Origin of the sequence: Idiomarina aquatica (assembly GCF_003987185.1) — a bacterium.
Taxonomy (GTDB): domain Bacteria; phylum Pseudomonadota; class Gammaproteobacteria; order Enterobacterales; family Alteromonadaceae; genus Idiomarina; species Idiomarina aquatica.
This window is the reverse complement of the sequence record NZ_PIPS01000001.1, coordinates 258,941-281,679: the sequence shown is the minus strand read 5'-3', so window position 1 is coordinate 281,679 and position 22,739 is coordinate 258,941. Positions and strand designations below refer to the sequence as shown.

Annotated in this window: 23 protein-coding genes; 10 read left to right on the top strand and 13 right to left on the bottom strand. The window is 50.8% G+C overall.

Annotation, left to right across the window (positions count from 1 at the left end; translation table 11 throughout):
* Positions 1–54 precede the first annotated feature (54 nt).
* The 4 genes from CWE23_RS01435 to CWE23_RS01420 are packed head-to-tail and all read right to left on the bottom strand — an operon-like array spanning position 55 to position 4,937.
* Entirely contained in the window at positions 55–1,587 is a 1,533-nt protein-coding gene (locus tag CWE23_RS01435; protein ID WP_126819193.1) for a hypothetical protein, read from the bottom strand.
* Positions 1,584–1,958: a DUF3192 domain-containing protein gene (locus CWE23_RS01430; protein WP_105306127.1), complete on the bottom strand. Its 375-nt coding sequence runs from the start codon at positions 1,956–1,958 to the stop codon at positions 1,584–1,586. The genes CWE23_RS01435 and CWE23_RS01430 overlap by 4 nt, the downstream gene beginning before the upstream one ends.
* A gap of 20 nt (positions 1,959–1,978) precedes the next feature.
* Positions 1,979–3,334 carry a nucleotide 5'-monophosphate nucleosidase PpnN gene (gene ppnN / locus CWE23_RS01425; protein WP_105306128.1) on the bottom strand — a complete coding sequence of 452 codons (1,356 nt, stop codon included), beginning with the start codon at positions 3,332–3,334 and terminating at the stop codon, positions 1,979–1,981.
* Between the two features lie 52 nt (positions 3,335–3,386).
* Positions 3,387–4,937 (bottom strand): sensor domain-containing diguanylate cyclase, encoded by a 1,551-nt coding sequence (locus CWE23_RS01420; protein WP_105306129.1) that lies wholly within the window; start codon positions 4,935–4,937, stop codon positions 3,387–3,389.
* A 253-nt stretch (positions 4,938–5,190) separates the two neighbouring features.
* Here CWE23_RS01420 and CWE23_RS01415 point away from each other — a divergent pair, with 253 nt between their 5' ends.
* A complete protein-coding gene (locus tag CWE23_RS01415; protein WP_126819192.1) occupies positions 5,191–6,996 on the top strand; it encodes a M61 family metallopeptidase in 1,806 nt (601 codons plus the stop codon).
* Positions 6,997–6,998: 2 nt separating this feature from the next.
* On the opposite strand, the gene queF is transcribed toward CWE23_RS01415, so the two are convergent.
* Entirely contained in the window at positions 6,999–7,829 is an 831-nt protein-coding gene (gene queF, locus CWE23_RS01410) for an NADPH-dependent 7-cyano-7-deazaguanine reductase QueF (protein WP_105306131.1), read from the bottom strand.
* 58 nt (positions 7,830–7,887) lie between these two features.
* On the opposite strand from queF, the gene syd reads away from it, so the two are divergent.
* The 3 genes from syd (at position 7,888) to CWE23_RS01395 (ending at position 9,690) form a co-directional block, all read left to right on the top strand.
* Positions 7,888–8,424 carry a SecY-interacting protein gene (gene syd / locus CWE23_RS01405; protein WP_126819191.1) on the top strand — a complete coding sequence of 179 codons (537 nt, stop codon included), beginning with the start codon at positions 7,888–7,890 and terminating at the stop codon, positions 8,422–8,424.
* A 182-nt stretch (positions 8,425–8,606) separates the two neighbouring features.
* Positions 8,607–8,987: a DUF3192 domain-containing protein gene (locus tag CWE23_RS01400; protein ID WP_126819190.1), complete on the top strand. Its 381-nt coding sequence runs from the start codon at positions 8,607–8,609 to the stop codon at positions 8,985–8,987.
* A gap of 34 nt (positions 8,988–9,021) precedes the next feature.
* Positions 9,022–9,690 carry a GNAT family N-acetyltransferase gene (locus tag CWE23_RS01395; RefSeq protein WP_105306134.1) on the top strand — a complete coding sequence of 223 codons (669 nt, stop codon included), beginning with the start codon at positions 9,022–9,024 and terminating at the stop codon, positions 9,688–9,690.
* Between the two features lie 18 nt (positions 9,691–9,708).
* Here CWE23_RS01395 and CWE23_RS01390 read toward each other — a convergent pair whose 3' ends face one another.
* Both CWE23_RS01390 and CWE23_RS01385 read right to left on the bottom strand, forming a co-directional pair.
* Positions 9,709–10,032 (bottom strand): DUF3301 domain-containing protein, encoded by a 324-nt coding sequence (locus CWE23_RS01390; RefSeq protein WP_105306135.1) that lies wholly within the window; start codon positions 10,030–10,032, stop codon positions 9,709–9,711.
* 3 nt (positions 10,033–10,035) lie between these two features.
* Positions 10,036–11,070, bottom strand: coding sequence for a DUF3549 family protein (locus tag CWE23_RS01385; protein WP_126819189.1), 1,035 nt, complete (start codon positions 11,068–11,070; stop codon positions 10,036–10,038).
* Between the two features lie 92 nt (positions 11,071–11,162).
* Between CWE23_RS01385 and CWE23_RS01380 the strand changes: the two genes are divergently transcribed.
* The 3 genes from CWE23_RS01380 to CWE23_RS01370 all read left to right on the top strand — a co-directional run bounded on the left by CWE23_RS01380 (position 11,163) and on the right by CWE23_RS01370 (position 13,604).
* Positions 11,163–11,507, top strand: a complete 345-nt coding sequence (locus tag CWE23_RS01380; RefSeq protein ID WP_105306137.1) for a YqcC family protein — start codon at positions 11,163–11,165, stop codon at positions 11,505–11,507.
* Positions 11,507–12,220 (top strand): tRNA pseudouridine(65) synthase TruC, encoded by a 714-nt coding sequence (gene truC / locus CWE23_RS01375; RefSeq protein ID WP_126819188.1) that lies wholly within the window; start codon positions 11,507–11,509, stop codon positions 12,218–12,220. The genes CWE23_RS01380 and truC overlap by 1 nt, the downstream gene beginning before the upstream one ends.
* 151 nt (positions 12,221–12,371) lie before the next feature.
* A complete protein-coding gene (locus tag CWE23_RS01370; protein ID WP_126819187.1) occupies positions 12,372–13,604 on the top strand; it encodes a hypothetical protein in 1,233 nt (410 codons plus the stop codon).
* Between the two features lie 41 nt (positions 13,605–13,645).
* On the opposite strand, the gene CWE23_RS01365 is transcribed toward CWE23_RS01370, so the two are convergent.
* Positions 13,646–13,819, bottom strand: a complete 174-nt coding sequence (locus tag CWE23_RS01365) for a DUF6435 family protein (RefSeq protein ID WP_105306142.1) — start codon at positions 13,817–13,819, stop codon at positions 13,646–13,648.
* Positions 13,820–13,953: 134 nt separating this feature from the next.
* Here CWE23_RS01365 and CWE23_RS01360 point away from each other — a divergent pair, with 134 nt between their 5' ends.
* Positions 13,954–14,652 carry a GOLPH3/VPS74 family protein gene (locus CWE23_RS01360; protein ID WP_105306143.1) on the top strand — a complete coding sequence of 233 codons (699 nt, stop codon included), beginning with the start codon at positions 13,954–13,956 and terminating at the stop codon, positions 14,650–14,652.
* On the opposite strand, the gene CWE23_RS01355 is transcribed toward CWE23_RS01360, so the two are convergent.
* Positions 14,627–15,142: a MarR family winged helix-turn-helix transcriptional regulator gene (locus tag CWE23_RS01355; RefSeq protein ID WP_105306144.1), complete on the bottom strand. Its 516-nt coding sequence runs from the start codon at positions 15,140–15,142 to the stop codon at positions 14,627–14,629. The two genes, CWE23_RS01360 and CWE23_RS01355, sit on opposite strands and share 26 nt — an antisense overlap.
* A 92-nt stretch (positions 15,143–15,234) precedes the next feature.
* Between CWE23_RS01355 and CWE23_RS01350 the strand changes: the two genes are divergently transcribed.
* Positions 15,235–16,224 (top strand): catalase family peroxidase, encoded by a 990-nt coding sequence (locus CWE23_RS01350; protein ID WP_126819186.1) that lies wholly within the window; start codon positions 15,235–15,237, stop codon positions 16,222–16,224.
* Complete coding sequence (locus CWE23_RS01345) at positions 16,217–16,717, top strand: cytochrome b (RefSeq protein ID WP_126819185.1); 501 nt, start codon at positions 16,217–16,219, stop codon at positions 16,715–16,717. Before CWE23_RS01350 ends, CWE23_RS01345 begins: the two co-directional genes overlap by 8 nt.
* Here CWE23_RS01345 and CWE23_RS01340 read toward each other — a convergent pair.
* The 4 genes from CWE23_RS01340 to map form a co-directional block, all read right to left on the bottom strand.
* Positions 16,698–18,041: a serine hydrolase domain-containing protein gene (locus CWE23_RS01340; RefSeq protein WP_126819184.1), complete on the bottom strand. Its 1,344-nt coding sequence runs from the start codon at positions 18,039–18,041 to the stop codon at positions 16,698–16,700. The genes CWE23_RS01345 and CWE23_RS01340 overlap by 20 nt on opposite strands.
* Positions 18,042–18,187: 146 nt before the next feature.
* Entirely contained in the window at positions 18,188–19,018 is an 831-nt protein-coding gene (gene dapD / locus CWE23_RS01335) for a 2,3,4,5-tetrahydropyridine-2,6-dicarboxylate N-succinyltransferase (protein ID WP_105306148.1), read from the bottom strand.
* A gap of 8 nt (positions 19,019–19,026) precedes the next feature.
* The gene (gene glnD / locus CWE23_RS01330) at positions 19,027–21,669 is read right to left on the bottom strand and encodes a [protein-PII] uridylyltransferase (RefSeq protein WP_105306149.1); all 2,643 of its coding nucleotides are present in this window, start codon (positions 21,667–21,669) and stop codon (positions 19,027–19,029) included.
* Between the two features lie 21 nt (positions 21,670–21,690).
* Positions 21,691–22,485: a type I methionyl aminopeptidase gene (map, locus tag CWE23_RS01325; RefSeq protein WP_105306150.1), complete on the bottom strand. Its 795-nt coding sequence runs from the start codon at positions 22,483–22,485 to the stop codon at positions 21,691–21,693.
* Between the last annotated feature and the right edge of the window lie 254 nt (positions 22,486–22,739).

The following is a 22,739-nucleotide window of genomic DNA, read 5'->3' as shown; positions in this document are numbered from 1 at the left end:
GAAGCGAATCACAGGCCAGTAACGCACTATTAGACTAGTGAATTGCAGGTATTTTTACTGTGAATGCGAAAACTCGGTCAGCGGAGAGTAGGGGTGACAACGGCTGATGGCTTTACTCAATACGCGACGCGCATCATCGCTACTGAGTTTGAGTGAGGTCAATGCATTTTCAAACTGTTCTTGCGCGGGTTCAGACAGACGCAGACGGTAGTGAAAGGTCTGTGCCACCAGCACGTTGCTCACGGTCATCATTGCCGGTAGCGGATGTGCGGTGTGTTGTTCGGGCTGTAATAACGGTGCCAGCGGCTTGTCCAATTGCCACCGGGCGATTAACTGACGCGATAAGCGTTGCTTATTGTTCGGCATTGACGCCGACTGAGGACCCAGCCAGGCTTCTTTATCCGCTGAGTCCAGTTGGTGCAGTCGTGGCCAGCGTGCCGAGCGCAATAGGCGTGGATCGCGGAACAAGTCGGCCGCGGTCAACAAGGTTAACAGCGACGGCGGCGTAGGCAGAGCATGGCCGGTTAGGTCACTTAAATGCGTAAGCAGTTCGGTCAGCAGATTTAACCGTTGCATGAGTGATTGCTGCAAGGGCACCCGCTGTTGCAGAAATTGCTGTTGCAACGAGGCCGTTGCCAGGATGATGGCAGCGCGGGTGCCGCCCAGCCACAAATAAATGTGCTTAAGCTGCATGCGATGCGGATCATTGGCCGGCAACTGCTGTTGCTCGACCGCCTGGCGCAGACTTTGTGCCAGTATCGGTCGCTGGGCGATGTGATTAATGACCGGTTCCAGTGCGCCGGTGCCGGACGTATAGCGCTTGATGGCGGTAAGTAGTGGCTTGGGTGCTTTAAAGGTTACCGACGGCAGGTGCTGGCTCAGCGCGCGTAAATATTCAAGCTGCGCCAGCAACTTTTGCGGCGTTGCTTTAGTGTCAATCGGTTGCCAGTGAGAAAGCTGACTGAGCGGTAATTTGCGCAACGTTTGGCGTTTACTGTCCAATACCAACCAGTGACTGGCATCGGCACTGACCATAACCACCTGCGCTTGCGTTGGTTGGTGTTGCAGTACGCTGCCGGTGGTGATCGTCGGGCTGTGCGGGAGCTGCTCCGCAAACAACCAGTAACGAGCCCGTGCGGAGCCGCACAACAGCTCAGTCAGCGGTTGGCGTTGTTGTTGCCATTGGCATTGTGCCAGTGCCAGACACCACTGCGTAAAATAAAACGCATCCGTTAGCGGTGGTTGGCAAAAAGCCGCTGACCATAACGGTTGTTTTAACCCGCACTGCTGCCAGTATTCAAGGTCATCGGCCAACGCCCGTGACAGACAGGCGGCTGCCAACACTCGGCGAGAGTGGGTATGAAACTGTAAGCGGATAGCCAGTTTTAGCGCTTCAACGGCGCTGATAATGGCGATGGCGAGGTTGTTTTCAAGCTTTTCGGTGCGCAGTGCATGAACCAGCAACTCAGGATAACGGTGGCGGCCGTATTCACTGTCAAGGTGTTGAACCCACTCATAAAGTCTCGCCGGATCCCGATGTTGCAGGGCGTCTGTTGCCGAGCGAATGAGCTCTTCACAACGGCTCATTGCAGTTCCTGATAATCCTGATAGGCGTCACCACCCCAGGCGATCAACTGGTTATCCCGAAACAGCAGCGGCGTGCATTCATCTTTCGTGGTGATACCGTCGGAGGTGACATGGTGAGTGCGATAAAACAACACTTGATGGGCACCGGCTGATGTCTCTTTTGCTTCGTTAATATCGGGCGAACCCAGCATACGAATGACGTCGTCTTTGCTCATGCCAAACTCAAGCTGACCGATTTGTTTGGCATTGTAGGTTTCGCGTTCCTGCCATTTCATATCCGCCGGATCGGCCTCGTACAAAACGTGTACGAGAGCGACCACGGCCAAATACGATAGCGTACCGCCGACCAATAAAAGGACGATCTTGCGCATGCTGGTATTACAACCTCGTGTTATTCCGTAATCACTTTATAACACGGATGATACACCGAACCGGGCAATTTCATACGGCCTTGTTCGACGAATGCACGAAGTAACTCGTCCAGACGTTTCATCAATGAACGTTCGCCATTGATGGTGAACACACCGTGCTTACGGATTTGGCGAATGCCTTCATCTTTCACATTTCCGGCAACAATGGCTGAGAAGGCGCGACGCAAGTCGGCAGCCAGGCGTTCTTTCGGCTGATCCGGATGCAGATTAAGCGACGCAACGTTCTCGTGCGTCGGCGAGAATGGACGCTGGAACTCTTCGTTAATTTTCAGCGTCCAGTTAAAGTAGTACGCATCACCGGAATCACGGCGGTACTGTTTCACGGCGGCCATTCCGGCATGCATATGCTGGGCAACCGCAGCTGGATCATCAATGATGATGCGGTACAGTTCTCTGGCTTCGTCACCGATGGTGGCACCAATGAAATCATCGAGCGCATCGAAATAGGCACGCGACGATTCCGGTCCGGTCAGGATAACCGGCAGGCTTTGGCGCTTATTGTCCGGGTGCATCAAAATGCCCAGCAGATACAGCAGTTCTTCTGCAGTACCGGCACCACCCGGGAAAATAACGATGCCATGCGCAGATCGTACAAAGGCTTCCAGACGTTTTTCGATGTCCGGCAAAATCACCAGCTCGTTGACAATCGGGTTAGGCGGCTCGGCGGCAATAATACCGGGTTCGGTTAAGCCCAGGTAACGGCCGTTGGTGATACGCTGTTTGGCGTGACCAATGGTTGCGCCTTTCATTGGCCCTTTCATCGCGCCCGGACCACAGCCGGTACAAATATTTAAGCCACGCAGACCGAGGTGATAACCCACTTGCTTGGTGTACTTGTACTCGATTTCGTTGATCGAATGTCCGCCCCAGCAGACCACCATGTTGGGTTCCTGCATGGGTTTTAGCGTCCGCGCGTTACGGAGAATATCGAACACCACGTGTGTCAGTGTGGCGCTGTCAGCGGCTTGCAACTCGGCTTCCGAATAGCGTTCACCGGTGAACAGAATATCACGCAGCACCGACTCTAATAGCTCGCGGATACCGGCAATCACTTCGCCATCAACGAACGCTTCTTCCGGCGGCTCAATCAGTTCCAGCTTAATACCGCGTTCTTTACGGATAATATTGACCTGAAAATCTTTGTAGGCGTCGTAAATATCGGCGCTGCTATCGGTGTGGCTACCGGCGTTTAATACCGCCAGACAGCAGTTACGGAATAGCTTGTACAGTTGGCTGTTGGATGATTCTTTTAGTCGTTCGATTTCTAATTGTGATAGCAGGGACATACTGCCCTGCGGAGAAATACTTGCTCTCATTCTTGTGACTTACTCCTGTTGTACCAGGGCGTCGTCGCAGCGTTGTTTTGGATTACGCTGTAACGATTTGATCTCGACCACGCCGCTTGGCTTCATATAGTGCCTTATCGGCAGCTTCAAAGACAGTCACCACCGTGTCACTGTCCTGGCTAAATTGTGCGACACCAACGGAAACCGTGATGCGAATATCCTCGCTCTTAAATTTAAACGGAATATTACTGATTTTCTCGCGCGCCAGTTCGAGCCGTTCGATGGCCTGCTCAAGCTGGGTTTGTGGAAAGATAATCACGAATTCTTCGCCGCCATAACGACAGACGAAATCCGACGCTTTTACCGATTTACGCAGCATACTGGCCAACACCTGCAGGGTTTTATCACCGGCAACATGGCCAAAACTGTCGTTAATACGTTTAAAGAAATCGATATCTGCCACCGCGATACACAGTGGTTCTTTATAGCGCGTCCAGCGCTCGAATTCCAGCTGAAATCGTTCTTCAAAGGCGGCGCGATTGGGCAGTTTTGTTAACGGATCCTGCAGACTTTTAAACTTCTGTTCCGCCAACTGGCGCTTATATTGCTCCACCTGACGTTCCAAATTTTTAATCCGTGATGAGGCCTTTTCGTACTGACGTTCAAAGTTACGGCGCTCGTCGCGCTCAAGGCTAAATTTTTGTTGCAGCGCCGCATTGATCGACTGCATATGGTCGCTGACCTGAGCTTTCAGCTCAGCCAACTGGGTTGCGGTTTCGACCGAGTCATTGAGCTGCTTCATGTCCGCTTGCAACTGCTGATTCAAGACGCCGCTTTTGTCATGAAATTCGGTGCGGCTCGCCAGCGTATTTTGCAGCGCTCCCTGCACCAGCGTCAGCGTTTGGTTCAGTTCCAGCAGGAAGCTTTGTGCCGATTGACGCTCATCATTGATGGTTTTCACAATCTGACGAATTAACTGCAACATCAACTCGATAAACTGTTGTTGATCCAACGCCTGATTCAGTTGCAGCTTGGTGCGCTGGATCAATTGTCCTGTTGCACCGTCAAAGTCGACCTGGTTGAGCAGCTCAAGCAACTGCCTTGATGGCACCTCCGCCGAATTTTGTTGCGGTTTAGTGTGCGAATCAGCAAGCGAATGTGCCGATGCAGTGAACAACTGCAGCAGTTCCAGCATAACCGGAATGTAATGAGTGACCGCAATGCTGGGCGACTCGAGCATATTTTCAATGGTGGCGAGTCTATCCCGTCCTGCTTTTTGCAAGGATTGTTGGCGTAAAAATGCGACGGTTTCCTGAGTTTGCTCGCTGGTTTGTTTGAGCAGCCGCTGCACGTTTAAGGTGTGTTTTTCGATGACCGTTTGGGTGTCATTGATGGCTTGTTCGAGTTCCGCCATACCGGCATTACGCTGTAACAAACCGCGTAACTTAACCAGTTTATTATCAAGACCGTGGTCCATGCCGGCACAGGCGTAGGTGAGCTTTATAATGAGCTCGGCAAGCACGTTGTAGTCGTGCTGAAAACTATCTTCGAGCTGCTTGCGGGACTGAATGCTTTGCTGTAACCGCTTGCTCAGCTGCTCAATTTTCGCTTCGGCTGTGTTCGGGTTATTCAAAATGCGACCTTACTTTTTACTGGGCGGTACTGTCTAAAGCAGTAAATACATCGTAGTAAAGTTAAACGTAATAACGGTAAAAACCGGTCACCATTGTACGGACTCTGCTGAACTAACGCCATAACAGAATGATGAAATGTCGTTAACCTATTGATTTGTTGCGTTAGTCTTATCAACTCAGGAATCGTTCCATTTTGTGATAGCCTAATAAGCACCTTGTCACAGGAATGATAAAAATACCAGAGGAACCCTTGTGTTAAAACGGACTCTTATTGCAAGTGCATTAGCAGCACTGACCTTTCCAGCGGCGGCAGACGTTGATTACTACATCGATCTGACCGAACCGACGCACCATACCGGTGATGTATCCATTACCTTCCCGGCCACCGATAAAGACTATCTTGAGGTGAAAATGCCGGCCTGGCGTACCGGCTATTACCGCATTCTCAATTTAGCCAACGGCGTGCGGGAGTTTTCGGCGCAGACCGACGATGGTGAACCGTTGCAGTGGCATAAAGTGGACAAAAGCACCTGGCGGATTCAAATCCCGGAGACAGCAAAAGGCGATGAGGTTGTCGTTGATTACCAAATCTACGCTGACCTACTGGGTCGTCGCGCGCGCCATATTGATGACTCGCATGCGTATTTAGATGCGTCAGCGGTGTTTATGTATGCCGATGAATATCGTCAGCAACCGGTGTCGGTGGAGTTGAACGTTCGCGATGACTGGCGCAGTGTGTCGGGCATGGAGAAAACCGCGGAGCATCGTTTTGTCGCCGATAACTGGGACATTCTGGTTGATAGCCCAATCGAGACGGGTATTAATGATCTGTACCAATTTGAAGTTGACGGCCGCGAGTACGAGTTGGTGATTTGGGGAGAGGGTAACCTTGACCATCAGCAAACCGTGGAAGATTTGAAAAAGCTGGTAACCACCGGCCCTGAAATTTGGGACGGTTACCCCTATGAGCGCTACGTGTTTATGGTACACCTGACGACCGATGCCGGTGGTGCGACAGAACACCGCAACTCGACCATCATTCAGCGGCCTCGCTACCGTTATGGCTCACGCGATGATTACTTGTCGTTTATGTCGACCGCCTCCCATGAGTTTGTCCATACCTGGAACGTGAAGGCGTATCGACCGTCACCACTGGTACCTTATGACTATCAAAAAGAAAATTACACCGATCTGTTTTGGTTAGCGGAAGGTTCGACCAGTTACTTTCAGGATCATCTGTTGATGGTGGCTGATATCATGGCCCCGGATGAGTACTTCGAACGCCTGGCGGATGATATTGAGAGCCATTACCGTAAGCCAGGTACCGAGGTTATGTCGGTTGCTGAAGCATCGTTTGAAGCCTGGAGTGATCAATACGGCGATCGGGCGCAAAACTTCTCGGTCAATATCTATTCAGAGGGCGCGATGGTCTCCTGGCAGTTGGATATGGCGCTGCTTGAAGCAACCGATGGCGAGGTGAGCTATCGCGACGTGCACAACGAGTTATATCAGCGTTTCGACGCTGACGAGGTCGGTTTTACGGCAGCGGATGTACTGACGATTTTGCAAGATTTGACCGGCCAGTCGTGGCAGAACTGGTGGCAACAAAACATCAACAGCCCGGTCGGAGAAATTCCGTTTGCCGATATGCTGGCGAGCGCCGGACTCGAGTTGAGCTTTGCTTCCGCGGATAAACAAACCCCTTGGGTTGGCTGGAGTGGTAACGCCGCACCCGCGGGTATTGAGCTGACCCGGGTTGAGCGTAATGGTCCCGCCTGGAATGCCGGTTTCACGCCCGGCGATGTGATTGTCGCCTATGATGGCTTCCGTGCCGCCGGCGGACGTTTCGACGAAGCGCTGAAAGAGTACGAGGTGGGTGACGAAGTGGAAGTCACTTATTTCCGCCGTGATCAATTGCACACCACCACCTTAGTGATCGGTGAACAGCAACACACCGGCGCCTCAATTACGCCGGTTGCAGAACCAACGGCAAAACAAAAGGCGCGGTTCCTGCAATGGCTGGGTGTACCGCACCCGAATGCTTCACCAGCGGACTAAAACTACTGTCGCGCCAGTCGTTTAACGGCTGGCGCCTGCTCGAAGTTGGAGCGGAACGGGTTGATGTCTAACCCACCGCGGCGCGTATAACGAGCGTACACACTCAATTGTGCAAATCCCAGCGCAAACAGATCCTGATAAATGCGTTCAACACACTGCTCATGAAACTCATTATGACGCCGAAAACTGACCAGGTAGCGGAGCAATGAGGCGGTATCCAGTTGTGGACCGGTGCCGTGAATATAAACCGAGCCCCAATCCGGCTGATTGGTGATCAAGCAGTTAGACTTTAATAAATGACTTTTGTACTGCTGTTGCACCGGCGTCGTCGACACCACCTGCAATAAGCCGGGATCGTAATCGTAGTGGGTGATACGAATATCCTGATGATCGATGAGCTGACCGGGTAAATCATCGACGGTTTCGCCGGTAACATCGGTCAATGCGCGCAGCTCAACCTCAACGGCACCGCCGGCACAGTTCGATAAGTCGCGCTGCATCAAACGTTGTACCTGTTGCCAATGACTAAAGCGTGATTCGTTAAAGCTGTTCAAATACAACTTAAAGGACTTAGATTCAATCAGGTTGGGCGTGCTTGCCGGCACACTAAAGTAGCCCACGGCAACCTGCGGCAGACCCTGCTCGTTAAGCCAGGAAATTTCGTAACCGGTCCAATAATCCACGCCGTCAAAAGGCAATTGTGCATCCCTGATGCCGATCGGCTCACGGTTCAGCGCACGGGGCACGGCTTTAAGTTGGCCGGCATCGTATTCGGTTGGGTAAGCGGTTGTCTGACCCAGATTAAGGTGCTTTAACGGGTTGTCGTTTGGCATTTGTTCACTCCACGCATACAATGCGCGTAGTTTAAAGCCATTTAACAGCGAGTACCAGATGAGCGAAGCCCTGGACAGATTAATCGAACGTTACCGGACCCAGGTTGATCCCCTGATTACCGAATACGTTGCCGAATGGAACAGTCCCATCTATCGACAACCCCTGGATGAAGACCAGGTCGCCTGGCAACCGGTGCGACAACAACCCGAACTCGACTTCAGCGCTCTGGAAACAGCCCTGGAACTGACCTTTCACAAGCATGTGAAAGACTATTACGGGCGTTGGTTTGCCGGCGACCTGAATGTCATCGTTACTCATCAGCAGCAACAGCATGGTCTGTCATTGCTGCAAACCCAAGGGCCAGAGGATGCGGAACGGCTGTTGCAAAACATTACCGGCCACATTCTGATGAAGCGCAAGTTGAAGCAACCCGAAACCGTATTTATCGGCTTGGCGCACGAGGCCGATGACTTACTGGTCAGTATTGATAACCAAAGCGGAGTCGTTGGGCTTGAGTGGATAGGTAAAGCGCAACATGAAGTTATCGCACAGACGCTAGATGAGTTTCTTGAACAGTGCCAACCGCAGCGTTGACCAATAAGTCGCGGAACTCGCCAAATTGTTTGACAAACGCCTCATGCTGACAATAAAAAATGCTTTAAAAACAGGCTATTAAAATTTGGAACAGCATTTGCATTAACCTTAGGGAATCAGGGTTGCAGACCCGCTGCAACCGCCCCTGGAATGCAAAAATAACAATTTGGGAGAATTACTCGATGAAAGCATTACCCGTTCTTGCGACCGTTTTGGCAGGGTCTTTATTATTGCAGGGTTGCGTTATTGTAACCGAATCGGACTGGAAAGAAGGTCGTGCAGAGTACGACGGGCAGGTCGATGAGCGCGAAAATCGAAACCGTATTGCGGCGCTGCCGATGCAACTGTCGGTGAATGAAGTTAAACAGCGCTTGGGTACTCCGGATTTTAGTGATCGCTGGCAAGCCGATGACAGTGACTACCAGGTGTTGTACTACCGCACCCACCGAACGCATGCTGATGGCATGACCACTCGTGATGAATGCACGCCGCTGGTTTTTGTTAACGGTGAATTAACCGGAACGGGTGATTTGGCACTCGACAGCATCAAAAAATCTCGCTAGGTTGGTGAAATAATAACAACCAAAGAGAGATGCAATGGTGCAGGCAACAACTGAGCAAGTCGACACGCACACAATCGCTGGTGAGTTGGTGTATTTAACCGCCGAAGACTTAAAAGCGGCGGCGTCGCTGTTATTCAAAACCTATCACGATGATGCGCTGTTTCAGCGCATCTTTCGGGCCGAGAAAGCCGATTACGATAAGCGCCTGCGGGCGGCGATTCGCGAAGATCTGACGGCGTTTTGGGAAAGTGACCAACCCATTATTGGTGTGCGAGACGGCGACACGTTGCTCGGTGTTGCCTGTCTGACCCGGCCGGGTGCCAGTTTTGGCCCTAACCGTTTCTGGCACTGGCGTATTTCGATGCTGTTAACGGCGGGTTTCTTAAGTACCAAGCAGGTATTGGAAAAAGAGCGTCGTATTCAGCAGGCGATGCCGGATGTGCCTTATCATATGCTGGCTTTTATTGCGGTGGCGCCACAGTATCAACAACACGGATTAGGCCAGTTACTGGTGCAAGCGGTTGATACTCTGTTGCAGGAAGATCCCGAATCACAGGGCGTTGGCGTATACGTAACGCGCGACGACTATCGCGATTTTTTCCTCAAACGAGGTTATCAACGGCGGGCAAACATTAACGTCGCCGAGTTAAACGGCGACTTGTTGTTTCATGCCCGCAACAGCACGGATAGCGACGCCACGTAAGCTCGCGTGATGACGTTACTAGTGCAGTGGTTCGCGATTGGGCACACGAAACGGTGGTAATTCGACGCCGATAAGTTGTTGATTATGTAACTCCAAATCACCTTCATAGCGGGTTTCACCGTCACTGCTAAACCCCATTTTAAAGGTCGCCCGCCACCCCGGCTGACGGCCCTTAAAGGACCAGCGTGTGCGATCACGTCGGACATCCAACAATTGTAGCCCCTGCTGTTTGCAATAGTGCGCCGCGTGTCGGTAGGCGCTTTCCGATTGCTGTCGGTGCTGCCAGAATATCCAGCCGAGTAACAGCAGCCCGAGCAGTAGCAGAACATCCAATAAGCTCATGCCTTATCCCTGTACGTTTTGTTTTAGTCGGTTCAGTGCCTGCAAACTGTCGTTACTAAGCTGTCCCTGTGCCAGCAGGCTAAGCAGTAACGGGCGTAATTGCGGTAAGCTGATAATATCCTGAAACAAGGCATCGAACATTACCGGTTGCAATTGGGCGATGGCATGAATATAACGTGTTAACCGTGTTGGGTCAGCTAATGCCAGCCACAGTCGGGCGGCCATTACGGTCAGCCTGTCCGCGTCCAGCGATTCGCTTGCGGTTGTCGTCAGCTGGTTGCGAATCAATTGAATCACCGGCCCTTGTTCGGCACAAGAGGCTAAAGCTCGCATCGCGTCACAGCGTGTTTCCGCGGTACTGGTAGCGGCAACCGTGACCAATGCATCACGGAGCTTAGCCGGTAACGGTTGGTGCTCCAGTGCGGCGGCTAGCTGCTGACGAACGGCCGCTGGATAATCGGTGAAGTGCGACGCAATGGCGGCGCAGAGTTGCGGAAGCTGTGCCAGGCGTGCTGCACAATCGTGTAAACCCTGCATACCAAGGTTTTGCCAGTCCCCCTGTTGCGATGCTAAATAGGTTTCGGCGTCATCAAAATAGAGGCTAGGAGCCGCCCGGCGCTGAACCGCGATACGGGCATGTAAGGCCGCGCGCTGAACGTCACTCGGCGTGAACAAATAGGGGTTTTGCTTAAGCTGCTGCTCTTGCTCATCGGTTAAACTGCCGGTGATTTCGTGACCCAGAGCGTTGAGCACAAACTCCAGATAATGATCCCGGGCGGCGCTGCTTAATAAGCCTCGCTCATCCAGCGGCAATTGAATAAACCACAAGTAGTCGTTATCCGGTTGTTGTCGGTGTCGAAACAGCACCGCCAGTTGCGCCTGTTGACGAATCGGAAAAGGGTAGGGTTGTTGCTGACGTTCGATACGGTCAAAGGTGGTTTGGTCAATTTCGTGCAGGCAACGTCCTAAATCAAAGACCTGATAATCCGCTTTTCCCGCTTGTAAAAATTCGCCGAGCGTACTGATAGATTGCGTCACAACAACTCCAAAACTTGAATTTTATGTAGGTTTAACTCACTATTGCCCTCATTATATCGGTTTTACTGAACGAAGTGGTAACGGAGTCTCCGATGGAGCAGTATCAACGAGCCGCACGATTGCTCGATCGAATTGAACGCGAACTGAACAGCCTGGGTTTGTGGCAGTCACACCAACCGCCGGTACAAGCACTCGAAAGCCAACAGCCCTTTGCTATGGACACGTTAGAGTTCCATCAATGGTTGCAGTTTGTACTTATTCCAAGAATGTGGGCATTAATTGATGGTCAGCAACCATTGCCGTCGTCAATTGCAGTAAGCCCGATGGCCGCACATACCTTCCGCAATGAGCTGGAACAACACGAGCAACTGATCGAACTGATCCGAGAGTTTGATGTTTTGTTGAGCGGTACCGATCCGTTACAGGACGACGTCTAGTGGACTCATCGCCGTTACCTATTGTCTACCAGGACGAGTCCCTGGTAGTGATTGATAAACCCTCCGGGTTATTGGTTCATCGAAGCCGCCTTGCCTCTGATGCGAAAGTCTTTGCCATGCAATTACTGCGTGATCAACTCGGTCAGCATGTATTTCCGCTGCACCGATTGGATCGCCCGACGTCCGGGTTACTGGTGTTTGCGTTGGACAGTGACACGGCACGGTTAGTGAACGAGCAGTGGACTGAACGTGCGGTCGAGAAGACCTACCACGCGGTGGTGCGGGGCTATGTTGATGACGCCGGGGTCATCGATTATCCGTTAAAAGAAGAGCTCGATAAAATTGCGGACAAAGATGCCCGCGAGGATAAAGAAGCCCAACAGGCGATCACAGAATACCGTTGTCTCAAGCGTATCGAACTGCCTTTTAAAGTGAGCAAAAAACACGATACCAGCCGCTATTCACTGGTCGAACTGAAACCCAAAACAGGGCGTAAACATCAGTTACGTCGCCACATGTCGCACATTCGCCATCCCATCATTGGCGATAGCCGTCATGGTGAAGGACGACACAATCGCTTTTTCCGCGACCAGTTTGGTTGTAACCGACTGTTGCTGGCTGCGACGCACATCCGTTTTCAGCATCCACACAGCAATGAGGCACTGGATCTATCCATCGACATACCCGATGAATTGTTGCGGGCCTTTTCGTAAATAAATCCTTCCCCAACACCTTGCTGTTCAGCGATGCATTTTCTATTTCAGATACTTTTGTTTCATTTCGCAGTTATTTTGATAGTTTAATAACAACGGCTACGAATCAATGGGCTTTATTAAGCGACGCTGAATTTCATGGAGAATGACAATGAAAAAATGGATTTATCCGATTACGCTCGTTATCAGTATCACCAGCACAGCGGTTGAGTCATCCGAAAAAGACTATCTTGAGGAAGTGAATAAAGCCTTTCGCACGGTTGCTGAAGAAACCAAAAATAAAACGCTCACTGAAAAGATTTCTGTGTTAAATCGACTGTTAAATGAATTTTCGGATAATGAAATTGTTCACGACGCTTTGCTTCAGGAGATTGGCACGACGTACTCGTTCATGGGGGAGTATAACAAAGCGCTGGCATCATTTGATAAACGCGGACTTGCGGCTAAAACGATACCGCAGGATGTTAAAACGCTTGTGCCTGACAATGCCCGCTCTGCATTAGCGAATGAGGCAGAGAAGTATCAGATCGTGATGATTAATGAAGCTCACCACGTTCCTCAACATCGAGTCTTTACCCATCGTTTATTAGACGACCTTTGGCAACGAGGGTATCGCTATTTAGCGTTGGAAGCGTTATCAGAAAATGCGGAGCATGAGTTAGATAAAGGTTACGTTTCAGAAAAAACCGGTTTTTACACAGCGGAACCCATTTTTGCCAATTTAGTTTTACACGCGAAGCGGCTTGGTTTTCAACTTGTCTCGTACGATTATGGCTCTGACGTTTCAGGCGACACAGAAGCCCGTGAAAAAGCGGCTGTTAATAACCTTCGTGACAAAGTGTTTAACCAAGAACCAGAAGCCAAAGTGGTTATTCATGTTGGCTACAGTCATATTGATGAAAGTGCGTGGCTGGCACACTATATAAAAGCAAGCTTAAATAGCGATCCGTTAACAATCAACCAAACGGATATTGCGCAAAAGAGTGAAGCCCAATTTGAGTCCGAGACCTACACCTGGCTGGCGGAAAACCATTCATTTGAACACCCCTTTGTACTAACCGATAGTGACGGCGAACTGTGGTCGCTGAAGCCTGATACCTATGACGTCAATGTGGTTTGGCCGAGGACGAGCTATCAGTCGAATCGGCCTGAATGGGCGCGCTTGGATCGGCAACAGCGGATTGTTGATAAGCAGTGGTGCAAGGGACACTTCCCTTGCACTGTCGAAGTTTTCAGGGTTGGACGGGATAATGAAATTCCAGCCGACCGGGTTATTGTTTCAAAGCAGAGTAAAGAGACCGCTATTTTTATTTCCGATGACAGTGGTCTGATTCAAGTCAGCAATGCACAGGGTGACGTTATTCACACAGAAGTCTTGAAATAAACAACAATAGTAGCTTGCCGAAATTTTCGCTCGGCAAGGTGTCAGCGTTTATTTTCGATACGTTGAATTTTTTGCCATAGCTCATCCGCTTGTTGGCTGATGTGAGAACTGTCACGAATATTGCCATTGCGTTGCATTTCCATTGCTTTTTGTTGGAGCTGTTGAAGTTCTTTACGCATTTTTTTGGTGGGGTTGGATTTAAACAAGCCAAACATACTATTTTCCTACTGTTTGAAGTTATTGATGATACGTAGTGTTTAAGAAAATAGTTTTTATCGGTAGGCTAGCGTTAACATTGTGGATAAAGTAAGACTCTCGCTAGAGCAATAGCTGCATTAAGGAGTTGAGTATGCCTGACCAGTTAACATTATACGAAGCCATTATGTTACTCGCTCTGTGTGAGGAGCGAGGCACAATGAACGGTGTCTTTGTCGAATACGCAACGGCCGGCGCACTGACCGCAGAGCTGCTGATGCTCGAGCGCATTAAGGTTGATGTCGATAATAAGGAAAAAGTGGCGGTGGTTGATGATAGTACCACCGGTGACGCGTTACTGGACGAAGCGTTAACGATGATAGCGCAGGCAAAGCGGCCACTGAACCTAAAGCATTGGGTGCAAAAACTGGGCAGAATTAAACACCTTAAACATAAAGTCGCACAGAAGCTGGCGGCTGACGGTATCGTGGCAGCGGAAAAAGAAAAAGTATTGTGGCTGTTTGAGCGTCAGGTCTATCCTGAACTGAATCCGCAACCGGAACAGCAGTTACGTCAACAAATGCGGGCCGCCGTGCTGGCCGATCATGACGATGTCGAACCCAACATTGCAATTCTGGTGGCACTGGCAAACAGCGCGAAATTACTGCCACAAGTGTTCACAAAAGATGAGCTGAAGCAGCGTAAAAAGCGTCTCAAACAATTAGAAAATGGCGAAGTGGTTTCAAAAGCGGCGAAGCAAGCGGTTGCTGCCATCGAGGCTGCGGTAATGATGGCCGCCATCATGCCGGCCATCTCCGCGGCAGCTGTCACGTCAAGTCCGGGGTCGTGTTAGCACCGTCTTCCGGAGGCGCGTCGAAGTATCGCGCTAAAAGCTCGGTCAGTTGCCGTCTGTCGTCGCAATGAACGTGGGCTAATAATTGCTTTTGCGTTTCCACGTGAGCGAGGATGATGTCGTCGCTCATCGCCAGCGCCGATGGTGTTAATTGAACCCAAACCACGCGTTTGTCGTGTTCATCCGTTAAGCGACAAACCCAGCCCTGTTTCTCAAGCCTGCCCAAACGACTGGTCATACTGCCTGAGGTAACCAGCATTTGCTCCAGTAACTGACCTGCGGTTAGTTTATACGGCGGACCTGACCGCCGTAATGTCGCGATGACATCAAAACCCGCATCGGTGAGTCCGAAACGTCGAAAAGTCTGGTTCATTCGCGTTGTCATTTGTTTGTGGACCAGTTGCAGCCGGCCAATCAACATCATGGTTGAAGTATCTAGCTCAGGCCACTCTTTCGCCCACTGTTGTTTTATTTTTTCTAAATTTTGCATCGTTTAGGTGAACCATTATGTCAATAAACAAGGTATTATCTTTAATTCAAGATAATTAACTGAAACGAAAAACTCAAGGAAAACAGGCTGCAATGAAAAAACGGTTAATTGCGATGTTGATAGTGCCGCTGACGGTGTCGCTGACAGCGCTTGCGCAGAAGGTTGATAAGGTGACTGCACAGCAGTTCGTTGATTTACAACAGGGCGAACGGGTTTACGCTGGATTTCGTCGAGCGCATGCAAAGGGAATCTGTGTCACAGGTGAGTTCGTGTCAAATGGCCGCTTGGCGGCATTCAGCCGAGCCACCATTTTTAAACCGGGCGCCACTCCCTTTACGGGGCGCTTTTCGATTGCCGGTAACAATCCGACGGCACCGGATCTGAAAGCACCGGTACGAAGTCTGGCATTAAGTTTTGTCAGCAGTGCGAGTCAGCAATGGCGACTTGCCATGAACACACCACCGGTAACCGCAGTATCGGATCCACACAGCTTTTATCAACAGTTACAGGCGCTAAAAGCTGGACCCGAGGCCATAACGGCGTTTTTCAGAGCGCATCCTGAGAGTGCTGACTTTTTGGCCTGGAAAGCTCGCTATCAGCCAACCGCAAGCTTTGCGACTGAGCAATATCACAGCATCAATGCGTTTTATCTGGTTGATGAGAGCGGTCAACGGCGGGCGGTTCGCTGGTCATTCGAGCCTCGTGCTAACAAGCCGGTAACCCAGGCTCAGCATAAGGACGCACTGCACGATGAGCTGCAACAACGGTTAGCGCAGCAAACGGTGGTGTTTGACTGGGTGTTCACCTTTGCCGGCGCGGGTGACGATGAAAATAATCCGGCCAAACAATGGCCGGATAACCGTCAACGGGTGGTCGTTGGTGAGTTGGAGATTAGCGCTTGGCAACCGCAATCGAGTGGTCATTGTCATGTCATCAACTTTGACCCGTTGGTGTTGCCCGATGGCATTGAGCCCACACGAGATCCTATCCTGCGGGCGCGCTCAGCGGCTTATGCGGAATCCTATCGGCGTCGCGCATGGGAACGGTTAACGGCCGGTGGGGAGGGCGCAAAAAATGATTAGTCGTTACCCATATTCTATGCGTTTATTACATTGGTCAATGGCTGCCTTAATGGTGTCAATGTTGTGTGCTGGTCTGCTTATGGTTCGGTCGCTGGAGCCGTGGCAACTGACGCTGCTGAATATGCATAAAAGTTTTGGTCTGGTAGCGGCGTTGCTGATTGTGGTGCGAACCGTTAACCGGTTGAGGCTGAAACTTCCAACGCCAAGCGAACCGCAAAACCGCTATCAATCAGCTGTTGCTAACACGGTACATAGGTTGCTCTATGCGTTGATGTTTCTGATGCCGCTAACGGGCCTGTTGATGCAATATGCGGCGGCACGTCCGGTTGACGTGTTCGGGGCATTCCGGTTGCCGGCAGCGGAGCTGACGGATATTCAACAGTTTGCCGTTTTTCGCGAGCTTCATGGCCTACTGGCGGTTGTGTTTATGGGCATCATAGCCTTGCATATTGCCGGAGCCTGTCACCACTACCTTAGTGCGCGTCGACGTTAGCTTGATGTTTCCCACAACAACTCAACAAATACTCTGCTACGGCTTGGTAAGCTGGCAGTGAGGTTGGGTCTGTATGCGTATTCTTTGCCAGCGGGTGGGAAGCAAAACGCACAATCACCATATCTGCCGTGGGGTCAACATAAATGGTTTGTCCATGAACCCCACGAGCAGCGAATGCCTGGTGTTTATTGTGTAAAACCCACCACATACTGCGGTAGCTTGCGCCCTCTAAATAACGGTAATTGGCTTGACTGAATGCGGTTTTATCACCACCTTTACGGATTTGTTCAACAACGGATTGTGGAAAAAGCCTTTCGTTATTCAACGTCCCTTCATTTAGCATCAATTGGCCGACTCGAGCCATATCCCGTAAACCGGCACTCAGCCCACCACCGGCAAAGGGTGTGCCCTTGCTGTCGATGGTCATGTAGGCATCTTGTTCTGCTCCGATATTCTTCCAAATTTTTGCTGACAGCAATTGCGCGACAGAAGAACCGGAAACACGTGCAATGATCCACCCCAACACATCGCTGTTAATGGTCTTGTAGCCAAATGCCTTGCCATGTTCGCCCGCCTTTTTGACGGTTTGCAAATATTCGTAGTAGCCCACTGGCCCTGTATAAGTATCGGGTTTGGGTAACGGGTTGGATGCCGCGGAGTAGATCCAAATGTCGGCATTGGGATCCTCGTAATTTTCGCTGTAATCCAGTCCGGTTGTCATATCCATGACTTGCCGTACCGTTGCGTCAGCAAAAGCCGATTCAGCGAGCTCCGGGACAATGGAAGCAACGGTCGCCTGCGCGTTGAGGGTGCCCTCCGCGACTAATATTTCGGCCAATAGTCCGGTTAACGATTTGGTCATGGACATAGCGGCATGTTTACGTTCCTCGTTAAGGCAACCGGCGTATTCCTCGTAAACAATCACGCCCTTGTGCAGAATGAGAATACCATCGGTATAGTTCTCCGTTAACGATTGCTTCCAGGTCAGTTCACGATGATTATCGAGGCGTTTGAAAGTGATATTGTCAATTTCTGAGTCCAGCTTTTCAGGTAATGGGGCAGGAGCTGAAAGCCCTCGGCTAACGAGGGTTGTCGGAAGTAATTCACGAATATGGCAGACGGTCCAACGGAGTTTGGGAAAACTAAAGAAATCAGATTCCGGGTGAGTAATAATTTTATCAGCAGGAGGCGGAAAGCCTTGCATCCATTTTAACTTATTCGGGTCGGTGGCTTCGGCACTATCGAAACGTTGTTGCTGAGCTGTTGCTGTTACGCTAAACGATAGCATCACAAAAACAATGAGGAAAAACAGACGTGAAAACATAGCACGACCCCGAATGGTTTGGTAACGGTTTCGTTAACTATAGACCTTAACGAAAAATAGAAAAGTAACCTATGCCATTTTGTGGGGACAAGCAAAGAAGAGGAAAGAGGCGGGAGCCTCTTTCACTCGGTTTCGCCGCCGGGGGATTACTCCGCGCTGCGAAGGAGGGCGTTGATGCCCACTTTAGCGCGTGTTTTGGCATCAACGCGCTTAACAATAATGGCCGCGTAAAGGCTGTGAGAACCATCCGCTGAGGGCAGTGAACCTGGCACTACAACGGCGCCTGCAGGCACACGACCGTATAGGATTTTATTGTTTTCACGATCATAAATACGGGTGCTTTGACCGATGTAAACGCCCATTGAAATGACCGCACCTTCTTCAACGATAACCCCTTCAACGATTTCTGAACGCGCGCCGATAAAGCAGTTGTCTTCAATGATGGTTGGGTTAGCCTGCAACGGCTCGAGTACACCACCGATGCCGACGCCGCCGGACAAATGCACGTTCTTGCCAATTTGTGCACAAGAGCCAACCGTAGCCCAGGTGTCGACCATTGAGCCTTCACCAACATAAGCGCCAATATTTACATACGATGGCATCACCACCACGTTACGGCCAATGTAGGCACCTTTACGAACCATCGCCGGCGGTACCACGCGCATACCTTCGGCGCGGAAACGGGCGCTGTCGTAATCGGCAAATTTGGCCGGAACTTTGTCCCAGAAACGGGTTTCGCCGCCTTCCATCAGGTAGTTGTCGTTTAAACGGAACGACAACAGAACGGCTTTTTTCAGCCACTGATGAACAACCCATTCACCGGATACTTTCTCAGCAACGCGCAGTTCTCCGCGGTCAATTTTATCGATGATGTATCGCACCGCTTCACGGAGATCATCGTCATCGGTATTGACGTTGATGGCATCACGGTTGTCAAAGGCTTCGGTTATCTTCTGCTTGTAATAGTCAATTGGCATTCGTGCTCCTAGTAATCCAATTCTGTTACGATTTGTTGTTTAAGTTGTTCTCGTTGCTGCTCTGATAACGCCTCGTTGTCAGCGGAAGCAACAATGAATAAATCCTCGGCCTGTTCGCCGATGGTGGTGATTTTGGCTGCCAATACACTGACATTGAGACGTTGCAATATGGCCGCAAGCTTAGCAACCAAACCCGGCCGATCGAGTGTGGTTAACTCAAACGTCGTGCGGCGCTGATGCTTGCTGGGTAAAAACTTCACCCGGGTTTTCACCTCAAAGTTTTTCATCCGGCGTGATAATGGCCGGTGATTTTCGGGTACCGACTGGCGCCGATGCAGCACGTCCAGTAACTGCTGTTTGACTTCCTCAATGCGTTGCGGGTCGGTCAGCGGCTTACCATCACGTTGCAGCAGCACAAAGGTGTCCATCACAAAACCGTCACGGGTTGCCAGTATTTGCGCATCCAGAATACTCAACTGCTGAGCGTCGAGAACACCGGCGACCGAGGCGAACAAATGGCTCTGTTCATGGTGGTAAATGAACAGTTCAGTGGTGCCGTAATTGTTCTCATCGCCGATAAGGATAAGCGGTAATTGCTCGGCAGACAACTTCAGGATATGTTGCGAATGCCAGCTGATTTGTTCGGCGGTATGACGGAAAAAATAATCGGCGGTAAAACGACCCCACAGACTTTGAATGTCGTTCTCGTTAAAGCCAGCGCTGAGCAACAGCGCCATGGCGTTGGCTTTATTCTGCTGAATTTTTTTACGAACATCCAGCGTTGGGCTGCTGCTGTTCTGCTCCAGTAAGTAACGTGTGGCGTTATACAACTCTTCCAGCAGGGTGGCTTTCCAGTTGTTCCAGAGCGAACGGTTAGTGGCTCGAATATCGGCAACGGTAAGACAATATAAGAAGTCGAGACGCTCCTTAGTCTGCATTTTATTGGCGAAATTCTGCACCACATCAGGATCGTGAATGTCACGTTTTTGAGCCGTCACCGACATGGTCAAGTGATGCTCGACCAGCCACGCGACCAGCTCTGCATCATCGTCGCTGTAGCCATGCTGATGGCAGAAATTGCGCGCGTCCATTGCCCCCAATTCTGAATGATCGCCGCCGCGGCCCTTGGCAATATCGTGAAAAATGCCAGCCAAATAAAGGCAATAGCGTCGCTTCATCTGCTTAACCAGTTGTTCGCACAACGGGAAATTGCCGGCGTACGCTGCATCGCTGTAGCGGTACAAATTGCGCACCAGTCGATAGGTATGTTCGTCGACGGTGTAAGCGTGGAATAAGTCAAACTGCATTTGCCCGACAATTTGCTGCCATTGTGGCAAATAACTGGCCATCACACTGTGGTGATGCATCAGCGCAAAGGCTCGGCCGCAACCATTCGGGTGTTCAATCAACTGACAGAACAGTTTGCGGCAGTCGGCATCGTAGCTCAGCGGCTCATGCAGTTGTGCTCTGGCGTTGCGCAGCAGGCGAATCGTGTGGGACTGGATACCGTTTATTTCAGGATGCTGAGCAATCAGTAAAAACGCTTTGATCAGATTACTGCGGTTTGCAAATACCTGATCATGACGTGCACTGAGCATATGACCGGTAACGGCAAAATCGGCATCCAAGTGCGTAGAGTCCATCAGATCCTGTGCGCCGAGAATGGCCTGCTGGAAAAATTGCAAGAGCATCTGGTTTAACTCGCTGACCCGTAGCACCACTTTAAAGTAGTCCTTCATCATCAGCTCTACCGACTGTTTACCTTCATTACCGTAGCCTAAGCGCACGGCAACACCGGGCTGGAAGTCAAACAGCAGCCGGTCTTCGCGTTTGCCGACCTCCAGGTGCAGTGCAAAGCGAATGCGCCAGAGCCAGTTCATGCAATCCCGCAACTCAACAAATTCATCGGCGGTCATGTAGCCGTATTCGACCAGGCTCTCGTCAGAGTGAGTCTGAAAGTGACGTTTGGCGATCCAGCCAATGGTTTGGATGTCGCGCAGACCGCCGGGACTGGATTTGATGTTCGGTTCCAGATTGTAGGACGTGCCATGATATTGTTGATGGCGTTGTTCCTGCTCTTCCAATTTGGCCTGATAGAAATCGCGACTGGACCATGGAAATTCGCTGACCAGTTGTTGCTGAAAACGCTGAAACAGCGTTTCGTTGCCACACAGATAGCGAGCTTCGATCAAGTTGGTGGCGACAGTGATATCGTCCGCAGCTTGCACAAAGCAATCGGCGACGCTGCGTACCGCATGACCAATATCGAGGTGCAGATCCCAGAGAAAGGTGAGAAAAGCGGTTAACTTACTGGCGGCCGAGGCCGACTGGGTATCGTCCAGAATCAGTAGGTCGATGTCGGAGCCCGGGTGTAAGGTCTGACGCCCAAAACCGCCCACTGCAACCAGTGAAACGGTTTCTTCGTTCAACTGAAACTGTTGCCATAAGCGTTGCAATAACTGATCAAAAAACGTCGAGCGGTGGTGTACCAGCGCGTCAATATCGGCGGTGATAAACTGTTGCTCTGACCATTGCCGATAGCGCTCAAGCAGTTGTTGGTACGCCTCACGTGACGGCGCGGCGTCCGCCGCCGGCCACTGGCTGTAAAAATCTTCACAAGCTAAGTGTTCTGAGGCGACGGGGTCGATCATCGTTGTGTTTCCCTTACTGGGCTAATCATCGTGCTTGATGACGCGCGGTAGCGTATCTTCTTCTTCAGCACGTAGGGTTAATACTTCCACGCCGTCTTCCGTCACCAGCAAGGTGTGTTCCCACTGTGCGCTCAAACTGCGGTCTTTGGTTAATACGGTCCAGCCGTCTTTCATCAGTTTGGTGTGGCGTTTGCCGGCATTTACCATGGGTTCGATGGTAAAGCACATACCGGCCTTGAGTTCTTCACCGGTACCCGCTTTACCGTAATGAACCACCTGCGGGTCTTCATGAAATACGGCGCCGATGCCATGACCACAGTATTCGCGCACGATGGAATAACCGTGTCCTTCAGCGTGTTGCTGGATCACTTCGGCGAAATCGCCGAGGCGAACACCGGGCTTAACCATCTTGATCGCTTTGTAGAGTGATTCCTGAGTAACGCGGATTAAGCGCTCGGCTAAAATGGACGGTTTGCCCACCACAAACATTTTTGAGGTGTCGCCATGATAGCCATCGAGCTTGACGGTCACGTCGATGTTCATGATGTCGCCGTCTTTTAATTTTTTCGGACCGGGAATACCGTGACAGACGCAGTGATTGACGGAGGTACAAATCGACTTAGGAAACCCGTGATAGTTTAAAGGTGCCGGATAGGCACCGTGATCGACGATGTATTTATGGCAAATTTCATCCAGCTCTTCGGTGGTGACACCTGGTTTGACGTAGTCGCCAATCATCTCAAGTACGCTGGCCGCCAGTCGGCCGGCCGCGCGCATTTTCTCTATTTCTTCCGGGGTCTTTATCGATATATCCATTCGTACGGCTCTCTGTTATCGAAATTGTACTGTCATTTAGTCGTTCATTGTGGCGCTAGTTTATCAGCCAGAGGCGCTTTTCGCTATCTTCTTTCTATTGTGTTGCCAGTGCGGATATGGTATAAAATGCGCGCCGTTTTGAAGGCAACTTAAACTAACTTTAAACCACACATATACCGTCACATAATACGGGGTGCCCAAGGCGCTATAGTCAATAGCTTGGGTCGTGTTATGGGGTGTATGGAGGCTTAACC

Coding starts and splice junctions, on each gene's coding strand:
- CWE23_RS01435 (WP_126819193.1), bottom strand. CDS start 1,587: ATGAGCCGTTGTGAAGAGCTCATTCGCTCGGCAACAGACGCCCTGCAA.
- CWE23_RS01430 (WP_105306127.1), bottom strand. CDS start 1,958: ATGCGCAAGATCGTCCTTTTATTGGTCGGCGGTACGCTATCGTATTTG.
- ppnN (WP_105306128.1), bottom strand. CDS start 3,334: ATGAGAGCAAGTATTTCTCCGCAGGGCAGTATGTCCCTGCTATCACAA.
- queF (WP_105306131.1), bottom strand. CDS start 7,829: ATGCCAAACGACAACCCGTTAAAGCACCTTAATCTGGGTCAGACAACC.
- syd (WP_126819191.1), top strand. CDS start 7,888: ATGAGCGAAGCCCTGGACAGATTAATCGAACGTTACCGGACCCAGGTT.
- CWE23_RS01400 (WP_126819190.1), top strand. CDS start 8,607: ATGAAAGCATTACCCGTTCTTGCGACCGTTTTGGCAGGGTCTTTATTA.
- CWE23_RS01395 (WP_105306134.1), top strand. CDS start 9,022: ATGGTGCAGGCAACAACTGAGCAAGTCGACACGCACACAATCGCTGGT.
- CWE23_RS01390 (WP_105306135.1), bottom strand. CDS start 10,032: ATGAGCTTATTGGATGTTCTGCTACTGCTCGGGCTGCTGTTACTCGGC.
- CWE23_RS01380 (WP_105306137.1), top strand. CDS start 11,163: ATGGAGCAGTATCAACGAGCCGCACGATTGCTCGATCGAATTGAACGC.
- CWE23_RS01370 (WP_126819187.1), top strand. CDS start 12,372: ATGAAAAAATGGATTTATCCGATTACGCTCGTTATCAGTATCACCAGC.
- CWE23_RS01365 (WP_105306142.1), bottom strand. CDS start 13,819: ATGTTTGGCTTGTTTAAATCCAACCCCACCAAAAAAATGCGTAAAGAA.
- CWE23_RS01360 (WP_105306143.1), top strand. CDS start 13,954: ATGCCTGACCAGTTAACATTATACGAAGCCATTATGTTACTCGCTCTG.
- CWE23_RS01355 (WP_105306144.1), bottom strand. CDS start 15,142: ATGCAAAATTTAGAAAAAATAAAACAACAGTGGGCGAAAGAGTGGCCT.
- CWE23_RS01350 (WP_126819186.1), top strand. CDS start 15,235: ATGAAAAAACGGTTAATTGCGATGTTGATAGTGCCGCTGACGGTGTCG.
- CWE23_RS01345 (WP_126819185.1), top strand. CDS start 16,217: ATGATTAGTCGTTACCCATATTCTATGCGTTTATTACATTGGTCAATG.
- CWE23_RS01340 (WP_126819184.1), bottom strand. CDS start 18,041: ATGTTTTCACGTCTGTTTTTCCTCATTGTTTTTGTGATGCTATCGTTT.
- dapD (WP_105306148.1), bottom strand. CDS start 19,018: ATGCCAATTGACTATTACAAGCAGAAGATAACCGAAGCCTTTGACAAC.
- glnD (WP_105306149.1), bottom strand. CDS start 21,669: ATGATCGACCCCGTCGCCTCAGAACACTTAGCTTGTGAAGATTTTTAC.
- map (WP_105306150.1), bottom strand. CDS start 22,485: ATGGATATATCGATAAAGACCCCGGAAGAAATAGAGAAAATGCGCGCG.